Below are 17,025 nucleotides of genomic sequence, written 5' to 3'. Positions count from 1 at the left end.
GATCGGGCGCGGCACGCGCCTCTTGCAGCGCCAGCAGACCAGTCAGCACCGCCGAGGTGACCACCTGTGTCCGGTCGGTGCACCGACCGATGTGCGACCCGGTGGGGCATCGGCGGCAAGCCGAGGGGCCTGGCAGGAGGCCGAGACCAATCGCTGATCACACTCGGGCGCCTCTGCGCGTAGGGGGCCCGCCTGGGCCGGGGTGAGGTCGGCGTGGGGCCGAAAGAGTTCTGCAATGTGCGGCAAAGGGTGAATTGCGCATCGAGCTGCATACGGTGGGTCCTGGGCGGCGATCATGTCGCACCGGCCACCGTGAGGGGATCGATGTGGAGGGTAGCGACCGTGATGGCGAGCCCCGTCGTGCCAGGCCGCAGCGACAGCCTGATAGGGCGGCCGACAGCAGCCCGCCACCCCGAGGGAGCTCCGCACATCGACGGGCCGCCGGCGCCTCCCCACTCACCGAAAAGGCTGCCAAGCCCCGTGCCGGTCGTCGCCGACGCCTCGCCGCACTGCTGAACACTCCGCCGCCGGGCCCCACACAGCCGGGCTTCTGGCGCAGTCCGTTGCGGGGACCGTGGCTGACGTCGGTGTTCGGGCTGATCCTCCTGGTCGGCATCACCGTGCTGTTCGTGACCGGACTGCTGTCCTACGCCGCGTACAACCCGAACCTGGCACCGGGCAATGACAAGACGCCGGGGAAGGGCTGGCTCGGCTTCTACCTGTTCTCCTGGCCGACCAGCCCGTACTGGCTCTACCGCCTCACCCAGGGAATCCACGTGACGCTGGGCGTGGTGCTGATCCCGATCCTGCTGGCGAAGCTCTGGTCGGTCGTCCCCAAGCTGTTCACCTGGCCGCCGGTGCGTTCACTGAGCCATGCACTGGAGCGGCTCTCGTTGCTGCTCCTCGTGGGCGGGGCACTGTTCGAATTCGTCACCGGTGTGCTCAACATCCAGCTCCACTACATCTTCCCCGGGTCCTTCTACACCCTGCACTTCTACGGCGCCTGGGTCTTCATCGGCGCCTTCGTCGTCCACGTCGCCTTCCGGATTCCCACCATGGCAAGGGCGCTGCGCAGCCGTAGCTTCCGCGGCGTCGTGCGTACCCCCGCCGCACGCACGACGCCCGAAGCGGCGGATGACACCGGCCTGGCGACTCCCCACCCCGCGCCGCCCACGATGTCGCGGCGGGGCGCGCTCGGCCTGGTGGGTGCCGGCTCGCTGGCACTGCTCGTCGTGACGGCCGGGCAAAGCATCGGTGGGGCCCTGCGCAAGACCGCGCTGCTGGCACCGCACGGGCAGGAGCCAGGAAAGGGCCCCAATGGCTTTCAGATCAACAAGACCGCGGCGGGGGTGGGTATCCGTGCCCGCGACATCGGGCCTGACTGGCGCCTGGTCGTACGCGGCCCCGGCCGGGAGCGGATCTTCACCCGCGCGCAGGTGCTGGCGCTGCCGCAGCACACGGCAGCCCTGCCGATCGCCTGCGTGGAGGGCTGGTCCACCGACGACCAGCACTGGAGCGGGGTACGGTTGTCCGACCTGGCAGCCCTGGTCGGACAGCGGCAGAGACCTCCCGGTGTCTTCGTCGAGTCCGCCCAGCGCGGAGGAGCCTTCAGCTCCACCCACCTGCGCGACAACCAGGTGCGTGACCCCAGGTCACTGCTCGCCCTGCGGGTCAATGGCGCGGACCTCTCCCCGGACCACGGCTATCCGGCGCGGATCATCGTCCCGGCCAACCCCGGCGTGCACAACACAAAATGGGTCACTCGCCTCACCTTCGGAGCAGCACAGTGAAGGGCTTCCGCACCCGCTACGGCGCCTCCCCCCTGCACCTCTTGCTCGTGCTGTGTTCCTTCGCGCTGGCCGGCTATGCGGGACTCCGGTTGCTGAACGGAGACACGCTCGGCGTCGTCCTCTGGTTCGTGGGCGCCGCGCTCCTGCACGACTTGGTCTTTCTCCCCCTCTACACCATCACCGACCGAGTGGTGCAATGCGTCTTCCGGCGCAGAAGGGATGCGACGGACCACTTGCCCTCGCTGACAGGCCGGATTAACTACCTCCGCGTGCCCGCCTTCGTGGCCCTCCTGCTGCTCCTCGTCTGGTATCCGCTCATCCTGAACCGGGTCCCGGGCTTCACCTCGTACACCGGACTACAGGCCGACGTGTTCTGGGGCCGCTGGCTGCTGATCACGGCTGCCCTCTTCGCCGCCTCCGCAGTGTGTTTGCTGGTCGCCATGTGGCGTGGGCGTCCGCCCCGGCCGAGAGCGCACGAAGCCCCTCCGAAGGCGCCCGGCCGACACCAGGCGTAACCAAGGCCGCCAGTTCCGAGAAAGGGCCGGCAGGGAAATCCCGATGCCCCACGCACCCGAACGCACCACACCGGCCGTCCTGGCCAGGCAATCCGCCCCGGGCTTCCGGGCCGTCGGCCTGACCGAACCGGATCCCGGCCCGCTGTGGGACGTCCTGATGCCCACGGATACCACCGGCGCCACCCAGCGCAATCGGCTCCGCAACGCGAAGGCACCTGCCCGGTGAGCACCGAAGAGCATGCGCCAGAGCAGCCGCTGGGCTCCGGCCCCCGGCACGAGGACCCGTATGCGCACGCATTGCAGGACGGCCGCGGCCCCCTCTACAGGTGGAGTGCTGTCGTCAGAGGTGGACCGCTGGTGTGCCGCTCCGGACCCCGCCGACATGAGCGTCCTGCGGCGGTGCAAGGGGGCGGTCCTCGACATCGGCTGTGGGCCGGGGCGCTTGGTCAGCGCCCTTCGGGCGCTCGGCCACCTCGTGCTCGGCATCGACATCAGCCGTGCCGCCGTCGCGCGGACCGCCGACACCGGAGGCGCGGCGCTGTGCCGATCCGTCTTCGAACGACTTCCCGGTGAGGGGCTCTGGAATACGGCGCTGCTCATGGACGGCAACATCGGGATCGGCGGCGACCCGCCGGCCTTGCTGGAGCGGATCGGGAGCCTGGTGTTTCCTCGTGGCAGCCTGTTACTGGTGGAGGCGGCCTCGCAGGACGTCGACGAACGGTTGCGTGTGCGGTTCGATGACGGCCGTGGCCGCCTTGGAATGCCCTTCCCCTGGGCCGGTGTCGGCGTTGCCGCGTTGCGTCGCACGGCAGCGGTCACCGGGTGGCAGCCGGGCGAACACTGGTCGGTCGGCGACCGCCACTTCCTCGAGCTGAAGCGGTCCGCCGGCTCTCGCCCGGCACACACGCGACATCAAGGCTGAGGGAAGTTGCCGCAGCGGGCACCCCCGTTGGGGGATGGCTGCTCCCGGTCCGGACCCAGGTCGTGCAGCCGTCACCAGCCGGTCAGCAAAAGATGGTTGACGAGGAGGGCGAGGACGGCCTGGGCGGCCAGCCACCGGGCATGAGCCCGGCGTGGGAGCAGCGCGCAGGCGGGGAGCAGCCAGACCGCGAAGGTCAGCCAGATCCGTTCGGTCTCTGCCTTGCTCATTCCGGACAGATCCGCGAGCAGCATCATGCACAACGCCGCGGCGACCAGCACCGACAGTGCACCACGCCCGGCCGGTGACCTACGCCGCATCCCTCGCACGGCCGGCCGCAGAGGTCCGGCGGCTCGGCACAGACCCGCGACCGTGGCCAGGCCCACTGTCAGCACCTGAGCGGCCAGGTTGGCCCAGATGAAGTAGCCGTATGGGCGGACCTTGGCGGCGCCCTGGTAGTAGCGCTCGACGAGGGCGGTGTAGCCGTCAAGCCACCAGAACCCGGCGGCGGTGAAGGCCGCCACCCACGGCAGCACTCCCAGGATCACCAACGGAAGGGGGCGGGCAGACCGGGCGAGGAGGAGGACGGCGGCACCGAGCACGACGAGGACCGTCAGGCCGTAGGAGAGGTACCAGGCAAGCCCCATGAGCAGACCGGCGCCCACAGCCGCGAGGCCGGGCATGCGCGTGGTGCGGGTGGCCGCCAGCGCGAGCAGCGCCACCGCACAGGCGGAGACACCGGCGAAATAGCCGTCGGCGCTGACACCGATCCACACCGCCGCCGGGGCCAGCACCAGGAACGGGGCCGCTCGCCGGGCCAGTTGCTCACCACACAGCGCCCGCACGGTCACCACGACCGCGGCCGCGAACGACGACCCGACGGTGATGCACCAGGCTGCCGCCCAGGCGCCGCCGGCCAACCCGATGCGGTCCAGGCCGACGAACGTCAGCAGTGCGCCGGGCGGGTGGCCGGCCACATGCGCCGGCCAGAGGTGGGGCGAGCCGACCAGGATGTGGTGCGTGAAGTCCCGGAGGAAAGCGGGCACATCGTGCACGCCGTTCACCGACTGCAGGTATTCCAAACCGGTGGTCAGCCGCTCGGCGATGCCACGCCCCCAACCATCCACGAGCGCCAGCGACCATGTCCATGCCATTGCCGCGCCCCAGACGGCCGGCACCAGCGCCCGCCACGACAGGCGCCGCGCAGTCGGCGGGCCGTAGACCACCACCAGCGCGGCGACAGCGAGAGCCGCCGGCGTCCCCGGACCGACATGCGGCAGCCACCACGCATACAGCGGAGGCCACCCCAGCCGCAGAATCCCCTCCGAACCGTAAACGGTCCTGTTGAGGAGTCTTCCGATGAGCACCGCCAGCGCAAACAGCACGACCGCGGCCACCACCGCCCACACATCGCGTCGGCACTCCCGCTTCTGCGCACTCGTCGTCACCGCGTGAGCCGGGAAGGCTGACCGTTCGCTGACCTTACGGTTCGACACAGCGGATCACATCGTTCGCGGTATGGGCGGCTCGCTCCGGCCAGCGGTGTTCTGCTCATCGTGATGGCCCGGCGGCCGAGCCGGCGGCAGCGGCACGATCGGTCGCCGACGACCACCCCGACAGCCGAACAGGGCGCTGCTGCGCGCGCCGGTGGGCTTCAGCGGATCGCGGCCCGCGCGGGCTTCGGCCTGCTGACGGTGGCGGCCGCACCGCCCGGCGAGGCCCAGCCTGCGGCAGGAGGCTTACGCATGACTGATGTTCCGGCGCCGTTCGGTCGCCGGGCGGGCCCGTGGCCGTACGGTCGGTGGCATGTTGGTCCTGGTAACTGGAGGTGCGGGCTTCATCGGTTCGCACGTCGTCACCGCCCTCACCGGCGCCGGGCACGGTGTGCGCGTGCTCGACGCGCTGTTGTCTGCCGCGCACCGCACGTCCCCGCGGATCCCCGACGGGGTGGACTGGAGACATGCGGACGTCCGCGACCCGGAGGCCGTGGCCGAAGCCCTGCGGGGGGTCGACGCCGTCTGCCATCAGGCGGCGATGGTCGGGCTCGGCAAGGACTTCGCCGACGCCCCCGCCTACGTGGGCTGCAACGACCTGGGCACCGCGGTGCTGCTGGCAGGTATGGCTGGGGCCAGGGTGCGGCGTCTGGTGCTGGCGAGTTCGATGGTGGTCTACGGAGAAGGGCGCTATGAGTGCCCGGGGCACGGTGTCGTACGGCCGGGGCCGCGCACGGTGGCCGACTTGGAGGCAGGACGTTTCGAACCGCCCTGCCCGAGGTGTGGTGAGTCGCTCGCGCCCGGCCTGGTGGCCGAGGATGCCCCACTTGATCCGCGCAACGTCTATGCCGCCACCAAGCTCGCGCAGGAGCACCTTGCCTTCGCGTGGGCGCGCGCCGTCGGCGGGCGGGTGGCCGCGTTGCGCTACCACAACGTGTACGGGCCCGGGATGCCGCGTGACACCCCGTACGCCGGCGTCGCCGCGCTGTTCCGGTCCGCGCTGGAGCGCGGTGAGGCACCGCGGGTGTTCGAGGACGGTGGCCAGCGGCGGGACTTCGTCCATGTCAGGGACGTGTCCCGGGCCAACCTCGCGGCCCTGGACGGTCTGCCCGGGCTGCCGGAGGGGGCCATGCAGGCGTACAACGCCGGCAGCGGCGAGCCGCATACGGTGGGGGAGATGGCCGCCGTCCTGGCAGCGGCGCACGGCGGGCGGACGCCGGTTGTCACGGGGGAGTACCGGCTCGGCGACGTCCGCCACATCACCGCATCCTCGCGCAGGCTGGGTGACGAACTGGGCTGGAAGCCGGAGGTCGCGTTTGTGGAGGGAATGGCGGAGTTCGCGACGGCCTCGCTGCGAGCCGGCTGACCTTCCCTCCGGCGCGAATGCCGGCCCCGACGAACACGAAGGGCCGGCCCCTTCCAGCACGGATTCACCGCCACCGCGTCTCGCACCGGCATTTCGGCATTCGGCGGAAGCATCAGAGGACGACAGCGATCCGTAAATTCCCTTCTGCCCCTATACCTCCTTTGTCTCCGTAGTGTGAGTGGCATGACCGAGACATCCCCTTCTTCGGCTTCTCCTGTGGACGTGGTGCTGCCCTGCCTCAACGAGGCCGAGGCCCTGCCGTGGGTGCTGGGCCGAATCCCCTCGGGCTGGCGCGCGATCGTCGTCGACAACGGCTCCGTCGACAGCTCGGCGGACATCGCCCGCGCCCTCGGGGCGTATGTCGTCCACGAGCCGCGACGCGGCTTCGGCGCCGCCTGCCACACGGGCCTGACCGCCGCCACCGCCGACGTCGTCTGCTTCTGCGACTGCGACGCCTCCCTCGATCCCGCACTTCTGCCCGCTGTCGGCAGGCCCGTCCTCGACGGTTCCACCGACCTTGTACTGGGCCGCCGCAGGCCCGTTACACGCAGCGCCTGGCCACTGCACGCCCGCCTGGCCAACCTGGAGCTGGCCCGTCTGATCCGCCGGCGTACCGGACTACCGCTGCACGACCTGGGCCCGATGCGCGCCGCCCGCCGCCAGGCCCTGCTCGCTCTGAACCTGACCGACCGACGCTCCGGCTACCCGCTCCAGATGGTGGTCCGCGCCGCCGACGCAGGCTGGCGCGTGGCGGAGACGGATGTGCCGTATCACCCGCGCACCGGCCGCTCGAAGGTCACCGGTACCTGGCGGGGCACCTGGCAGGCGGTACGGGACATGCGCGCCGTCCTTGCCGAGCGGCCCGTCACCGACCGGGGGGCCGCGGCGATCACCCCAGGAACCGGGCGATGAGCGCCCGGCTTACGGACACGCTGCTGGTCATCGCCAAAGAACCGGTGCCGGGGCGGGTCAAAACGCGGCTCACCCCGCCCTACACGCCCCAGGAGGCGGCTGCTCTGGCCGAGGCAGCCCTTGCCGACACCCTGCACACGGTGCTCAGGGCCCCCGTCCGGCGCCGAGTCCTTGTTCTCGACGGTGTTCCCGGCCCCTGGCTGCCGCCCGGATTCGACATCGTGCCCCAGGGCGCCGGCGGCCTGGACGAGCGGATCGCGGCCGCCTTTGGCCGCTGTGACCGTGGACCGGCACTCCTGGTCGGGATGGATACCCCCCAACTGACCACGGACCTCCTTGCGGGGGTCGGCCGAGACGGCACCGATGCCTGGTTCGGGCCGGCCGCGGACGGCGGCTTCTGGGCGCTGGGTTTCGCCGACCCGGTGCGCGCCGCAGCCCTTGTGCGCGGCGTGCCGATGTCCACCGACCGCACTGGGGCGATCCAGCGGCGCCGACTTGCCGAAGCGGGGCTGAGCGTGAGCGACCTGCCGGTGCTGCGTGATGTGGACACCGCCGCCGACGTCGCCGAGGTCGCCGCCTGCTGCCCTCCCGGCTCACGCTTCACCACCACCCTGAACTCGCTGGCGGAGGCCGGTCGGTGAGCGGCACGGCAAGCGGTAACGACTCAGGCCCTCGCCGAGTGGACAACGCAGACTGGGGCCCGAAGGTATCCGCAGAGCGTGGTGGTATGGCCTGCCCGGCTCAACACGAGATCGCGCCCAAGCAGCTCGCGGACGGCTCCTTCAACACGCTGGCGAAGAACAAGCTGACCACGGCCGGCTCCGGGGGAGTCCTACACGGTCGACGACTCCGCCAAGGTCGTCTGCGGCAACGTGCAGGCCGCCAACGCCACCGTCCACATCATCGACAGCGTCCTGCTACCGAAGCAGTAGCCGGCACCCGCGGTGCCCGGGCGCCCGGGCACCGCTGTGGGCACCCGTTACCGGTGGGTTGGCAGACCGTGTGGCCTGACGGTGTTGTCGTCTGCGCCTGCGGGCGAAGTCGGGAGACGCCTTTGAGGCTGCACTGGCCGCAGGAGAGGCATTCCTGGCGGCCTCGGACTGCCAGGGCAGAATCCTGCGGCCCTGCTCTGGCAGTCCGAGGCCGCGCTATGCTTGCATCAGCTGGATCGGGAAGAGGAAGCCCAGCCGCTAGCGCTGGAGGAACTGCGACTGGCCCGCGAACGGGGCGCGCCTTTGGCCCGCGGACGAGTGTTGCGTATCGCCGGACTAGTTCACCGTGGCCAGATGGCCTTCCTTGAGCAGGCCGTTTATCAGCTCCGGTTTTTGCCGGTCCGCCTGGAACACGCCAAGGCAACCGCGGAATATAGCGCTGCACTACGACGCGTCGGCCGACGCACGGACGCCCGGCGCGTGCTGAATGAGGTCCTCGCCTGCGGCGCACAGTCGCTAGTCCAACAGATCAACACCGAGCGCGAGGCATGCGATACCCACCCGTGCAGCGCTCTTGCGGTCGGAATCTAGGCCCTTACCCCCAGTGAACGGCGCGTCGTGGAGGTGGCTGCCGCCGGCAGTCCAACCGCGCGATCGCCCAAACCCTGCTTGTCACGCAAAAGACCGTCGACGCGCATCCGGCCAGTTCCCATCACAAACTCGATATCAGCAGCCGGCGCCAGTTGGCCGAGCAGCCCCCAGCCCGGCCAAGTTCGAGTCTGATCCGGAGCGCAACCACAACCCGGGTTCACATGAGATCAACCGACCTGGCCTGGAAATTCCGTGAACGCCTGCGAGCGGGGCGCACACCGTGACCCCGGAACGACGCCGAGTGCCGGTTGTCGATGCCCACTGGATGAACCGCATGATGGTGACCTACCGGCTGGAAATCAATGGAGTCCCTACAGAGGCTGCCGAGAGTCACCAGGCACCGGGCGTCATGCGTACGGAAGCCTTTGATGTCGTCCTGCTCGCCTTCGACGTGCGGTTCAGGCCCGATGGCACCAGGCCGGTGATCAACAGGTCGTGCCCGGGCGTCCGTGCTCAGTGATTCCCCGTATGCACAACGAGAAGGGGTCACCCGAAGTGGACCGATCAAGCTCGGGAAACGACTTAACCGCCACGTGCTGGTCCTAAGAGTGCCTTGCCACTACCAGGGCGGCAGTCTGATCGGAGGACGAAAGCATGCAAACCCCACCCGTGCTGAACCCACAGGTCGTGCATGAGCTGGTGGAATCGCTCGAAGCTCCGTTCGTCATCGAGCTCGTCAACATGTTCTTGGAGGACTCTCCCCAACTGATCGACCAGATCCACCAGGGGGTCCAGGACAACGAGACAGAACAGGTACACCGTGCCGCGCACACGCTGAAATCGTTCAGCAAGACTTTCGGGCTCGAGCAGCTGGGGTCGTTGTGCCAGGAGCTGGAGAAACTCTCAGCACACGGCGAACTGTCCGAGGGCACGACGTCGGCCGCAAAGGACACCGAAGCCGCCTACCGCCATGCTCGACAGGCTCTGGCAGACCTTCGACAGGATCTGGCGCCCAGCAGCCGGCCACGGGAGAGCTGATCGCGGGAGGAGGGCGATGAAGAGCCGCCACGCTGCGGTGACTGGCGAGGGGCCGGATGAATCCGGGGCGCACCTGCGGTGACCTACGAGATGCCGCGCGGAGAGAGAAGGCGGCGGTGCAGGCCGCGGATATGGCATAAAATCGCTGCGATCTGGGTGGCGTTTATACTCCCTCCGGTGCTCGTAAATTCTTCCTCCTAAATCAGCGGAACTCAGGGATTAATTTTGCTCGCGCTGAATTGACAGGGGCGCAGTACCTGCGCCCGCTCAGTGCCCTGATCGAAAATGTATTGCAGCGCCGGACGCTGTCGCGTCGCGCCACAGAGGAACCGCCTGCCGCGCATCAGGCACAGCTGCTGGAAAAGCGGATCGACGGGCTGTTCTCCGACCTGGCTGCCGTGAACAATCGGTTGGGGGCAGTGTGCAGACCACACACGGCGAGATATCCGGTACCGGCAGGACGGCACAGCTACCGTCGGCCATGGCTGACCAGTGGGCCAAGATCAAGGCCACCCACTCGCCGCGGGCCGTGGCTGCGGCCGACACCCGGCCCATTTCCAACTTGCTGCAGCAGTTCGCCTACATGGGCGCCACATGCAAGATAATTCTTGGTCCGGACTTGGACACCTACTACACCATGGCCTGTCTGCTCCTGACCGAGCTCAGGCTGATGGAACGGATTCCCACCTCGGTGACACCGCAGAGGCGCGGCTGCGTGACGGTTTCCTCAACGTTGCCGATCGGAGAGAGCTCGCACAGACAGCGGGTTCCTGCCCAGGACGCCAGCGAATTGCGCCGGCAGCTCGACAGGGCCTTTGAAAGCGCTGGTGCATTCAATGACAATAAGCAGCTTCGACCTGTTCTGGTATGTGACACAGGCATCGGAATACCGCCGGACCGCATTGAAGGGCTGTCGCTCGACGCCTCACCCACTACCGCGAACGGGCTCGCAGGGAAGCTCGCCGACCCGCTGCACCGGTCACTGGTTGGATACCCTGGGAATTGGCAAATGGCACCTGGCTCATTGGGGTGTGAGAGCCAGCTACACACCGAGATCGACGAGAGACGCTAGGTGTCCTGTCGGAGGGGTGGTGGCGATGAAGCGTTCTGTGGGGCGGCGGGTGAGTGTGTCGCTCCGAATGCTCGTGCGTGTTTTCGTCGTGGTCAATGCCCTATTGCTTGCCGTTGTGCTTACCCTGAGCGTGGTTGCCGTGCAGAGCATGCAGGACGCTGCACGGGCCGAGAGCCGGCGGTCGGAATCGCTGCGCCTGGCCGACGAACTGCGCCAGACCTCCGATGACCTGACCCGCATGGCAAGGACGTACGCGGTCACCGGAGAATCACGCTACCGGGACTACTTCGTCGAGATCCTGGCTATTCGTGACGGTAGAGCCCCGCGCCCCGAGCAGTACGACCGTGTCTACTGGGACGTGGTCACCGACACCGGACGGCGGCCCACTTCCTCTGGACCGGCCGTCAGCTTCGATACGCTGGCCGCGCGGGCAGGGTTCACCGGTGAAGAGTTGAGCCTGCTCAAGACGGCGCGGTCGCGCTCCGACGCTCTGGCGCGAATCGAAGAGACAGCCTTCGCCGAGATCGACAGCACAGCTGGAACGTCCAGGGCGGCTGCCGGCCGGGCCAGGGCCGCCGCACTGCTCTACAGCGCGGATTACCGTCACGCCAAGGCTCAGATCATGCAACCGATAGGGCGCGTGTTCGATCTTGTCGACGTGCGTACCCACCGAGAAACCGCGCAGGCAGTCGACCGGGCGACGGCGTACTCGTCGGCAGCGGTCGGCGTCGCAGTGGTGATGTTGTGCGGCATGGCGGTCGTCGCGGTTGGGGCCCGGCGAGCGATCATCCGTCCGGTCGGCATGCTCGACCACGCCACCGCGCGCATCGCCGAGGGCGACTTGAGTGTGCGTGCGCCAGTCGGGGGCATGAGCGAGATCAGCTCACTCGCCATGCGCTTCAACGGCATGGCTGAGCGGGTGCGGCTCCGAACCGGGGAACTCGAGCTGCTTCAACGCGTCGCGGTCACCGCCAATGAGGCCGCTGACTTGACTGAGGCGACGCAGGTTGTCCTCGACCTTGTCTGTGGCTACACCGGCTGGCAGGTGGGCCATGCATACTGGCTCGCCCCTGATGCGGCACGAGCCGAGGGCGCCAAGCTGGTCCCCTCGCCGGTCTGGCACTGCGGTGACTCTGCTGAGCTTCGAGCATTCCGGCAGGCGAGGGAAGCGAGCCCGCTGACCCCGGGGGAGGGGTTGCCCGGACGCGTATTCGCCAGCGGCAAAACTGCGTGGATCGTTGATGTGACCAAGACCTCCGAATTCTCCGGGGTCGGACATGCTGACGACATCGGTGTGCATGCCGCCATGGGATTTCCCGTGCTGGTGGGCGACGAAGTCGTCGCCGTGCTGGAGTTTTTCTCGTTCCAGCCGGCCGAGCCCGACGGGGCATTGCTCGACCTGATGGCAAACGTAGGCACGCAGCTGGGCCGGGTCGTGGACCGTATGCGTGCAGAGACTGCGGCACGCAACGTCAATTTGTTGCTGGAATCGACCGCGGAAGGTATCTACGCTACTGATCTTCAAGGAAACTCCACCTTCGTCAACAAGGCAGCAGCCGAAATACTGGGATACGAACCCGACTTCCTGGTCGGCAAGTACATGCACGAGCTGTGCAGTCACACCCACCGCAACGGGCTTCGCTGCTCGATCGAGGAATGTCCGATCTGTGCGGCGTATCGGACCGGCCGTGGGCGCCAGACCGAGGGGGAGATGTTCAGACGGCGTGATGGGGTCCTCTTTCCTGTAGCTTGCACCTCTTACCCGATCAGGGAGAAGGGGGAGGTCTGCGGGGCGGTTGTCACCTTCTCGGACGTCACAGCCCGGCGACGTGCTGAGGAGGCACTGCAGCAGGCGAAGGAGGCAGCCGAGAGTGCCAACAGCGCCAAGAGTGCTTTCCTGGCGACAATGAGCCACGAGATCCGCACCCCGATGAACACGATCATCGGCATGACCGGACTGCTGCTCGACACGGAGCTCGACCACGAGCAGCGCGACTTTGCCGGCACCGTCCGTGAGAGCGCGGAGGCCCTGCTCACGTTGATCAATGACATCCTCGACTTCTCGAAGATCGAGGCCGGTAAACTCAAGCTTGAGCACCAGCCGTTCCATGTCGGTGAGTGTGTTGAGGCCACGCTCGAACTCGTGGCCGCCGAGGCGGCGGTGAAGGACATCGAGTTGGCCTGCCTGGTTGACCCGGGCGCGCCCGCGGGCATGGTGGGTGACGTCACCCGCCTGCGGCAGGTGCTGCTCAATCTGCTGAGTAACGCGGTGAAATTCACCGAACGAGGCGAGATAGTTGTTACGGTCGACGCTGAGCTTCTGGATGCCGGCGACGGGTCGGATGCGTCCCCGCAGTGCCGATGGCACTTTGCTGTGCGGGATACAGGAATCGGCATCCCGCCCAATCGAATTGAAGGATTGTTCGATCTGTTCAGTCAGGTCGATGCCTCAACGACCCGCCGCTACGGTGGCACCGGTCTTGGCCTGGCCATCTCAAAGCGCCTATGCGAACTCATGGGCGGGACGATCTTCGTATCCAGTCGGCAAGGTGAGGGCTCGACGTTCCGCTTCACCGTCGAGGGTGGGGCCACAGACGTCCGGCGGCGCGACCCTGTGCCAGAGGAAAGGCCGGAGCTGGCGGGAAAACGGGTGCTCGTCATCGACGGAAGTGCGGTCAACCGCCAGATCCTGATGACACAGATGGCGTCATGGGGCATGCAGCCGATCACCACCGAGTCACCGACCGAAGCGGTCGAGTGGCTTTCGGCCGGAGCCCACTTCGACCTCGGAATCGTTGATGCAAAGATGCCGGAGAGGAACGGACCCACCCTGACCGAAACCATCCAGGCAACCCAGCAGCATCACTCCATCCCGCTCATCATGCTGACTTCGCTCGGTCAGCAGCGCAACGACCTCCCCAACTCCCAGATAGCCGCCTACCTGACCAAGCCGATCAGGTCATCCCAGCTCTTCGACACCATCATCAGCGTCTTCACAGGGCAGTTGGCCGGTGCTGCGTCTGCCGTAGAGCGCGCACCAGGGACGCATCGGAGCGCTCCCCAGGGCACTCTGCGGATCCTCGTGGCAGAAGACCACGCGGTCAATCAGCGACTGGCAATACTGCTGCTGGACAAACTCGGTTACCGCGCCGACGTCGCGAGCACTGGTCTGGAGGCATTGGCGGCGCTCGAACGTCAACCCTACGACGTCATACTCATGGACGTGCAGATGCCAGAGATGGATGGGCTGGAGGCGACCCAGCGCATCCGCTCGCGTTGGCCGGGCGAAGGTCGCCCATACATCGTCGCAGTCACCGCCAATGCAATGGAGGGCGATCGGGGGCCTTGCATCGAAGCCGGGATGGATGACTACCTCACCAAGCCCATCAATCTCAAGGAGCTGGGTAAAGCCCTCGCCCGCTCTGCACGCCGGGGCGAGCGCCCTCACGGTGGCCTCGGCTCGTCAGGGTGACGTTGGGGCGGCGAACTGGACTGGGTCACAGCGAAGCTGCGGTGGCAGCTGACCGTGCCGAGACCAAGGCCCTGCGCACGGTCGCCGCGGGCTGCAAGGATGCGACGGGGACGTTCACGCTGGCACCGTAGAGTTCCGCGACTCCCGGGTACTGCAGACTAGGACATCTGTATCCCTCCGGCGGGTAGAAGGATCAGGCTGCCGCGTTTTCGCTGAGGGGCATCGGGCACACGGGCTGTAGGCCCCGGCTGGAACCCCCGTCCAGCCGGGGACTGGCGCTATCAGTTGTCTGAAGGGAAGGCCCGCTGACCTGGCGCCCGGTGACGAGCTCGGTACCTAAGAGCTCTCCCGTGACTGCTGGTCACGGTGATCCGGATGTCACCGGTCGGTCAGCCGAAGAGGAGGCCGACGGGATCTCGCTGCTCCGGTCCGGCTGCGGCGCCCGCCCGGACGCGGCGGGCGCGGGTGGGTCAGGCGCCGGGTGGGGAGACGTAGGTGAACGATCCCGATGAGCTGCCGCCGGGGGTGGTGACGGTGACGTCGAAGGTGCCCTCGGCGGCGCTGGGCGGGGACACGGCGGTCACGGTGGTGTCGGAGATGACCGCGAAGGGCGCCGGCGTGCCGTTGAAGGTGACCTGTTCGGTGTAATTCAGGCCGGTGCCGGTGATCGTCACCCCGGTGCCGCCGGAGGTCGGCCCCGCGCTGGGGCTGACGTCCGTGATGGTGGGGTGGTCGACGTAGGTGTAGAACGGGCCGTCGGCGCTCCCGCCGCTGGTGATCACGGTGACGGTGACGGCGCCCGGGGCCGGGGCATGGGCGGCTCTGACGGTGACCTGGGTGTTGGAGACACTCTGGATGACGGCTCGGGTGCTGCCGAAGTACACGTCGATCGCTCCGGCGAGGTTGCGGCCGGTGATGACGATCTCCTGGTCGCTGCCCGAGACGGGGCCGGCGTCGGGGCTGATGCCGGTGAGGGCGGGCGTCGGCATGTAGTAGAAGGACCCGAGGGTGCCGGTGCCGCCCGCGGTGGTGACCGTCACGGGGACGACACCGGCGCCGGCGGGGGAGGTGACGGTCACCGATGTCGCCGTATTGGCGGTGATCACGGCCTGGGCGGTGCCGAAGTGCACGGCGGTGGCGTTGGCCAGGTGGTGACCGGTCAGCGTCACGGTGGTTCCGCCTGCCATGGTCCCCTGGTCGGGGATCACGTTCGTCGCCATGACGTCGACGGTGCCGGCATTGACGTTGCCCACATAGGCACGTGTCCCATCGGGGAAGACGGCGATGCCGGTGGGGCCGTCTCCCGCGCCGATGTTCTCGACGACGGTGCGGGTGGCGGTGTCGATCACACTCACCGTGTCCGGTCCGGAATTCGGCACGTACAGATGGGCGCCGTCGGGGCTCAGCGCCGGGAAGCGCGGCTGGGCGCTGACGCCGATGTTGTCGGTGGTGGTGTTCGTGGCGGTGTCGATCACACTCACCGAGGAACTGCCGGCGTTCGTGACGTAGACGCGGGCCCCGTCGGAGCTGACCGCCAGCAGGATGGGGACGTCGCCGGCGAGGATCGTGGCGACGACGGTGTCGGTGGCGGTGTCGATCGCGCTGACGGAACCCGAGAAGCTCGCCACATAGGCGCGGGTCCCGTCCGGGGTGACAATCACGCCGGTCGGCCCGGTCCCGACGGTCACGGTGCCGGTGACGGTGTTGGTGGCGGTGTCGATCACGCTCACCGAATCGGTGGTCTGCCGCGTCACATAGACGCGCGTCCCGTCCGGGGTGACCGCCGCCATCGTCGCCCCGGCCCCTACGGGGATGTCCGTGACGAGGGTATTCGAGGCGAGGTCGAAGACGCTGACCAGACCGTCGTCGAAGACGGCTACATAGGCGCGGGTGCCGTCGGGACTGATCGCCACGTCGGTGGGACCGGCCCCCGTGGCGATGGTGTCGATCACAGTGTTCGTGGCGGTGTCGATCACGCTCACCGTGTTCGAGCCCCGGTTGGCCACATAGGCGCGGGCCCCGTCCGGGGTGAGGGTAATTCCCTCCGGGGTGTTCCCCACGGGGATAACAGCACCTGCGGCAAACGCGGCATTCAATGCGGCGTAGGGTGCCCGGGCATGCTGCGAAGATGGTGACGCTAAGGCGAACATGACACTCCCCAAAGAAGGCGGGACGATCTTTGTCCCGCGCATGGAAATGTCTGCTCCGCCGCATGGGCAAACAGCGAGCAGTCAACCGGCCGCGAAGCCGGCCAGCGAAATGCACACGCAAACGGAGAATACCCACCCGGGGAAAGTATTTAAAGGTCGCGCGATATCTCGGATAATCACTTTAAGGAGCAGGGCGGGAGGCCCGGCCGCGACCCACCAGGCGGACGGGGCTGCCCGCCTGGCACTTCGCGCCCTGCCCGCCGAACAAATCTGACGTACCGTCAAATTCATGATGTCAGGGACCACTTACGGGAATCGCAAGGTCGCCGTCGCCGGAGTCGGGCTGTCCGACTGCGGACGCGTGGACCGGGCCACCCCGTACGCCCTGCACGCCCAGGCCGCCCGCCGGGCACTCGCCGACAGCGGGCTGGACCGTTCGGTGATCGACGGCTTCGCCTCGGCCGGTCTGGGCACCCTCGCGCCCACCGAGGTCGCGGAGTAGCTGGGACTGCGCCCCACCTGGGTCGATTCGACTTCGGTGGGCGGCGCCACCTGGGAAGTGCTCGCCGCGCACGCCGCCGACGCGATCGCCGCCGGCCATGCCAACGCCGTACTCCTGGTCTACGGCTCCACCGCCCGCGCCGACATCAAGGCCGGGCGGCGCACCGCGAACCTGTCCTTCGGCGCCCGTGACCCGCTCCAGTTCGAGGTCCCCTACGGGCACACCCTGATCGCCAAATACGCCATGGCCGCCCGCCGTTCGCGTCAGTTCGAC

Annotated in this window: 13 protein-coding genes and 3 pseudogenes; 14 read left to right on the top strand and 2 right to left on the bottom strand. The window is 68.0% G+C overall.

Going from position 1 to position 17,025, the window contains the following annotated elements; genetic code table 11:
• Nucleotides 1-509: 509 nt before the first annotated feature.
• The 4 genes from AC3EUV_RS36005 to AC3EUV_RS35990 all read left to right on the top strand — a co-directional run bounded on the left by AC3EUV_RS36005 (nt 510) and on the right by AC3EUV_RS35990 (nt 3,227).
• Nucleotides 510-1,790, top strand: coding sequence for a molybdopterin-dependent oxidoreductase (locus AC3EUV_RS36005; protein WP_435604731.1), 1,281 nt, complete (start codon nt 510-512; stop codon nt 1,788-1,790).
• On the top strand, nt 1,787-2,305 hold the full coding sequence (locus AC3EUV_RS36000; protein WP_435604729.1) for a hypothetical protein: 519 nt from the start codon (nt 1,787-1,789) through the stop codon (nt 2,303-2,305). Before AC3EUV_RS36005 ends, AC3EUV_RS36000 begins: the two co-directional genes overlap by 4 nt.
• Nucleotides 2,306-2,348: 43 nt before the next feature.
• Nucleotides 2,349-2,531 (top strand): hypothetical protein, encoded by a 183-nt coding sequence (locus tag AC3EUV_RS35995; RefSeq protein ID WP_432146565.1) that lies wholly within the window; start codon nt 2,349-2,351, stop codon nt 2,529-2,531.
• Between the two features lie 156 nt (nt 2,532-2,687).
• Nucleotides 2,688-3,227: a class I SAM-dependent methyltransferase gene (locus AC3EUV_RS35990; RefSeq protein ID WP_435604728.1), complete on the top strand. Its 540-nt coding sequence runs from the start codon at nt 2,688-2,690 to the stop codon at nt 3,225-3,227.
• A 71-nt stretch (nt 3,228-3,298) separates the two neighbouring features.
• On the opposite strand, the gene AC3EUV_RS35985 is transcribed toward AC3EUV_RS35990, so the two are convergent.
• Entirely contained in the window at nt 3,299-4,672 is a 1,374-nt protein-coding gene (locus AC3EUV_RS35985; protein ID WP_435604730.1) for a hypothetical protein, read from the bottom strand.
• Between the two features lie 358 nt (nt 4,673-5,030).
• On the opposite strand from AC3EUV_RS35985, the gene AC3EUV_RS35980 reads away from it, so the two are divergent.
• From AC3EUV_RS35980 to AC3EUV_RS35940, 9 genes and pseudogenes are all read left to right on the top strand, one after another.
• On the top strand, nt 5,031-6,083 hold the full coding sequence (locus AC3EUV_RS35980) for an NAD-dependent epimerase/dehydratase family protein (RefSeq protein ID WP_435604727.1): 1,053 nt from the start codon (nt 5,031-5,033) through the stop codon (nt 6,081-6,083).
• A 183-nt stretch (nt 6,084-6,266) separates the two neighbouring features.
• A complete protein-coding gene (locus AC3EUV_RS35975; RefSeq protein ID WP_435604726.1) occupies nt 6,267-6,995 on the top strand; it encodes a glycosyltransferase family 2 protein in 729 nt (242 codons plus the stop codon).
• Entirely contained in the window at nt 6,992-7,636 is a 645-nt protein-coding gene (locus AC3EUV_RS35970) for a TIGR04282 family arsenosugar biosynthesis glycosyltransferase (RefSeq protein ID WP_435604725.1), read from the top strand. The genes AC3EUV_RS35975 and AC3EUV_RS35970 overlap by 4 nt, the downstream gene beginning before the upstream one ends.
• A gap of 107 nt (nt 7,637-7,743) precedes the next feature.
• Nucleotides 7,744-7,927 (top strand): annotated as a pseudogene (locus AC3EUV_RS35965) (fasciclin domain-containing protein); the annotation flags it as partial.
• A gap of 650 nt (nt 7,928-8,577) precedes the next feature.
• A pseudogene (locus AC3EUV_RS35960) lies at nt 8,578-8,802 on the top strand (hypothetical protein); the annotation flags it as partial.
• A 41-nt stretch (nt 8,803-8,843) separates the two neighbouring features.
• Entirely contained in the window at nt 8,844-9,038 is a 195-nt protein-coding gene (locus AC3EUV_RS35955) for a hypothetical protein (protein WP_432146570.1), read from the top strand.
• Between the two features lie 134 nt (nt 9,039-9,172).
• Entirely contained in the window at nt 9,173-9,556 is a 384-nt protein-coding gene (locus AC3EUV_RS35950) for an Hpt domain-containing protein (protein ID WP_432146571.1), read from the top strand.
• 481 nt (nt 9,557-10,037) lie between these two features.
• The gene (locus tag AC3EUV_RS35945; protein ID WP_435604724.1) at nt 10,038-10,628 is read left to right on the top strand and encodes a hypothetical protein; all 591 of its coding nucleotides are present in this window, start codon (nt 10,038-10,040) and stop codon (nt 10,626-10,628) included.
• Nucleotides 10,629-10,653: 25 nt separating this feature from the next.
• Complete coding sequence (locus tag AC3EUV_RS35940; protein WP_432146573.1) at nt 10,654-14,100, top strand: response regulator; 3,447 nt, start codon at nt 10,654-10,656, stop codon at nt 14,098-14,100.
• Between the two features lie 470 nt (nt 14,101-14,570).
• Here AC3EUV_RS35940 and AC3EUV_RS35935 read toward each other — a convergent pair whose 3' ends face one another.
• Entirely contained in the window at nt 14,571-16,160 is a 1,590-nt protein-coding gene (locus AC3EUV_RS35935; protein ID WP_432146574.1) for an IPT/TIG domain-containing protein, read from the bottom strand.
• 382 nt (nt 16,161-16,542) lie between these two features.
• On the opposite strand from AC3EUV_RS35935, the pseudogene AC3EUV_RS35930 reads away from it, so the two are divergent.
• Nucleotides 16,543-17,010: pseudogene (locus AC3EUV_RS35930) on the top strand (acetyl-CoA acetyltransferase); the annotation flags it as partial.
• Nucleotides 17,011-17,025: the final 15 nt, after the last annotated feature.

Source organism: Streptomyces sp. bgisy130, assembly GCF_057708345.1.
Note: the sequence above shows the minus strand (reverse complement) of the source record. Positions and strands in the feature narration are given on the sequence as shown.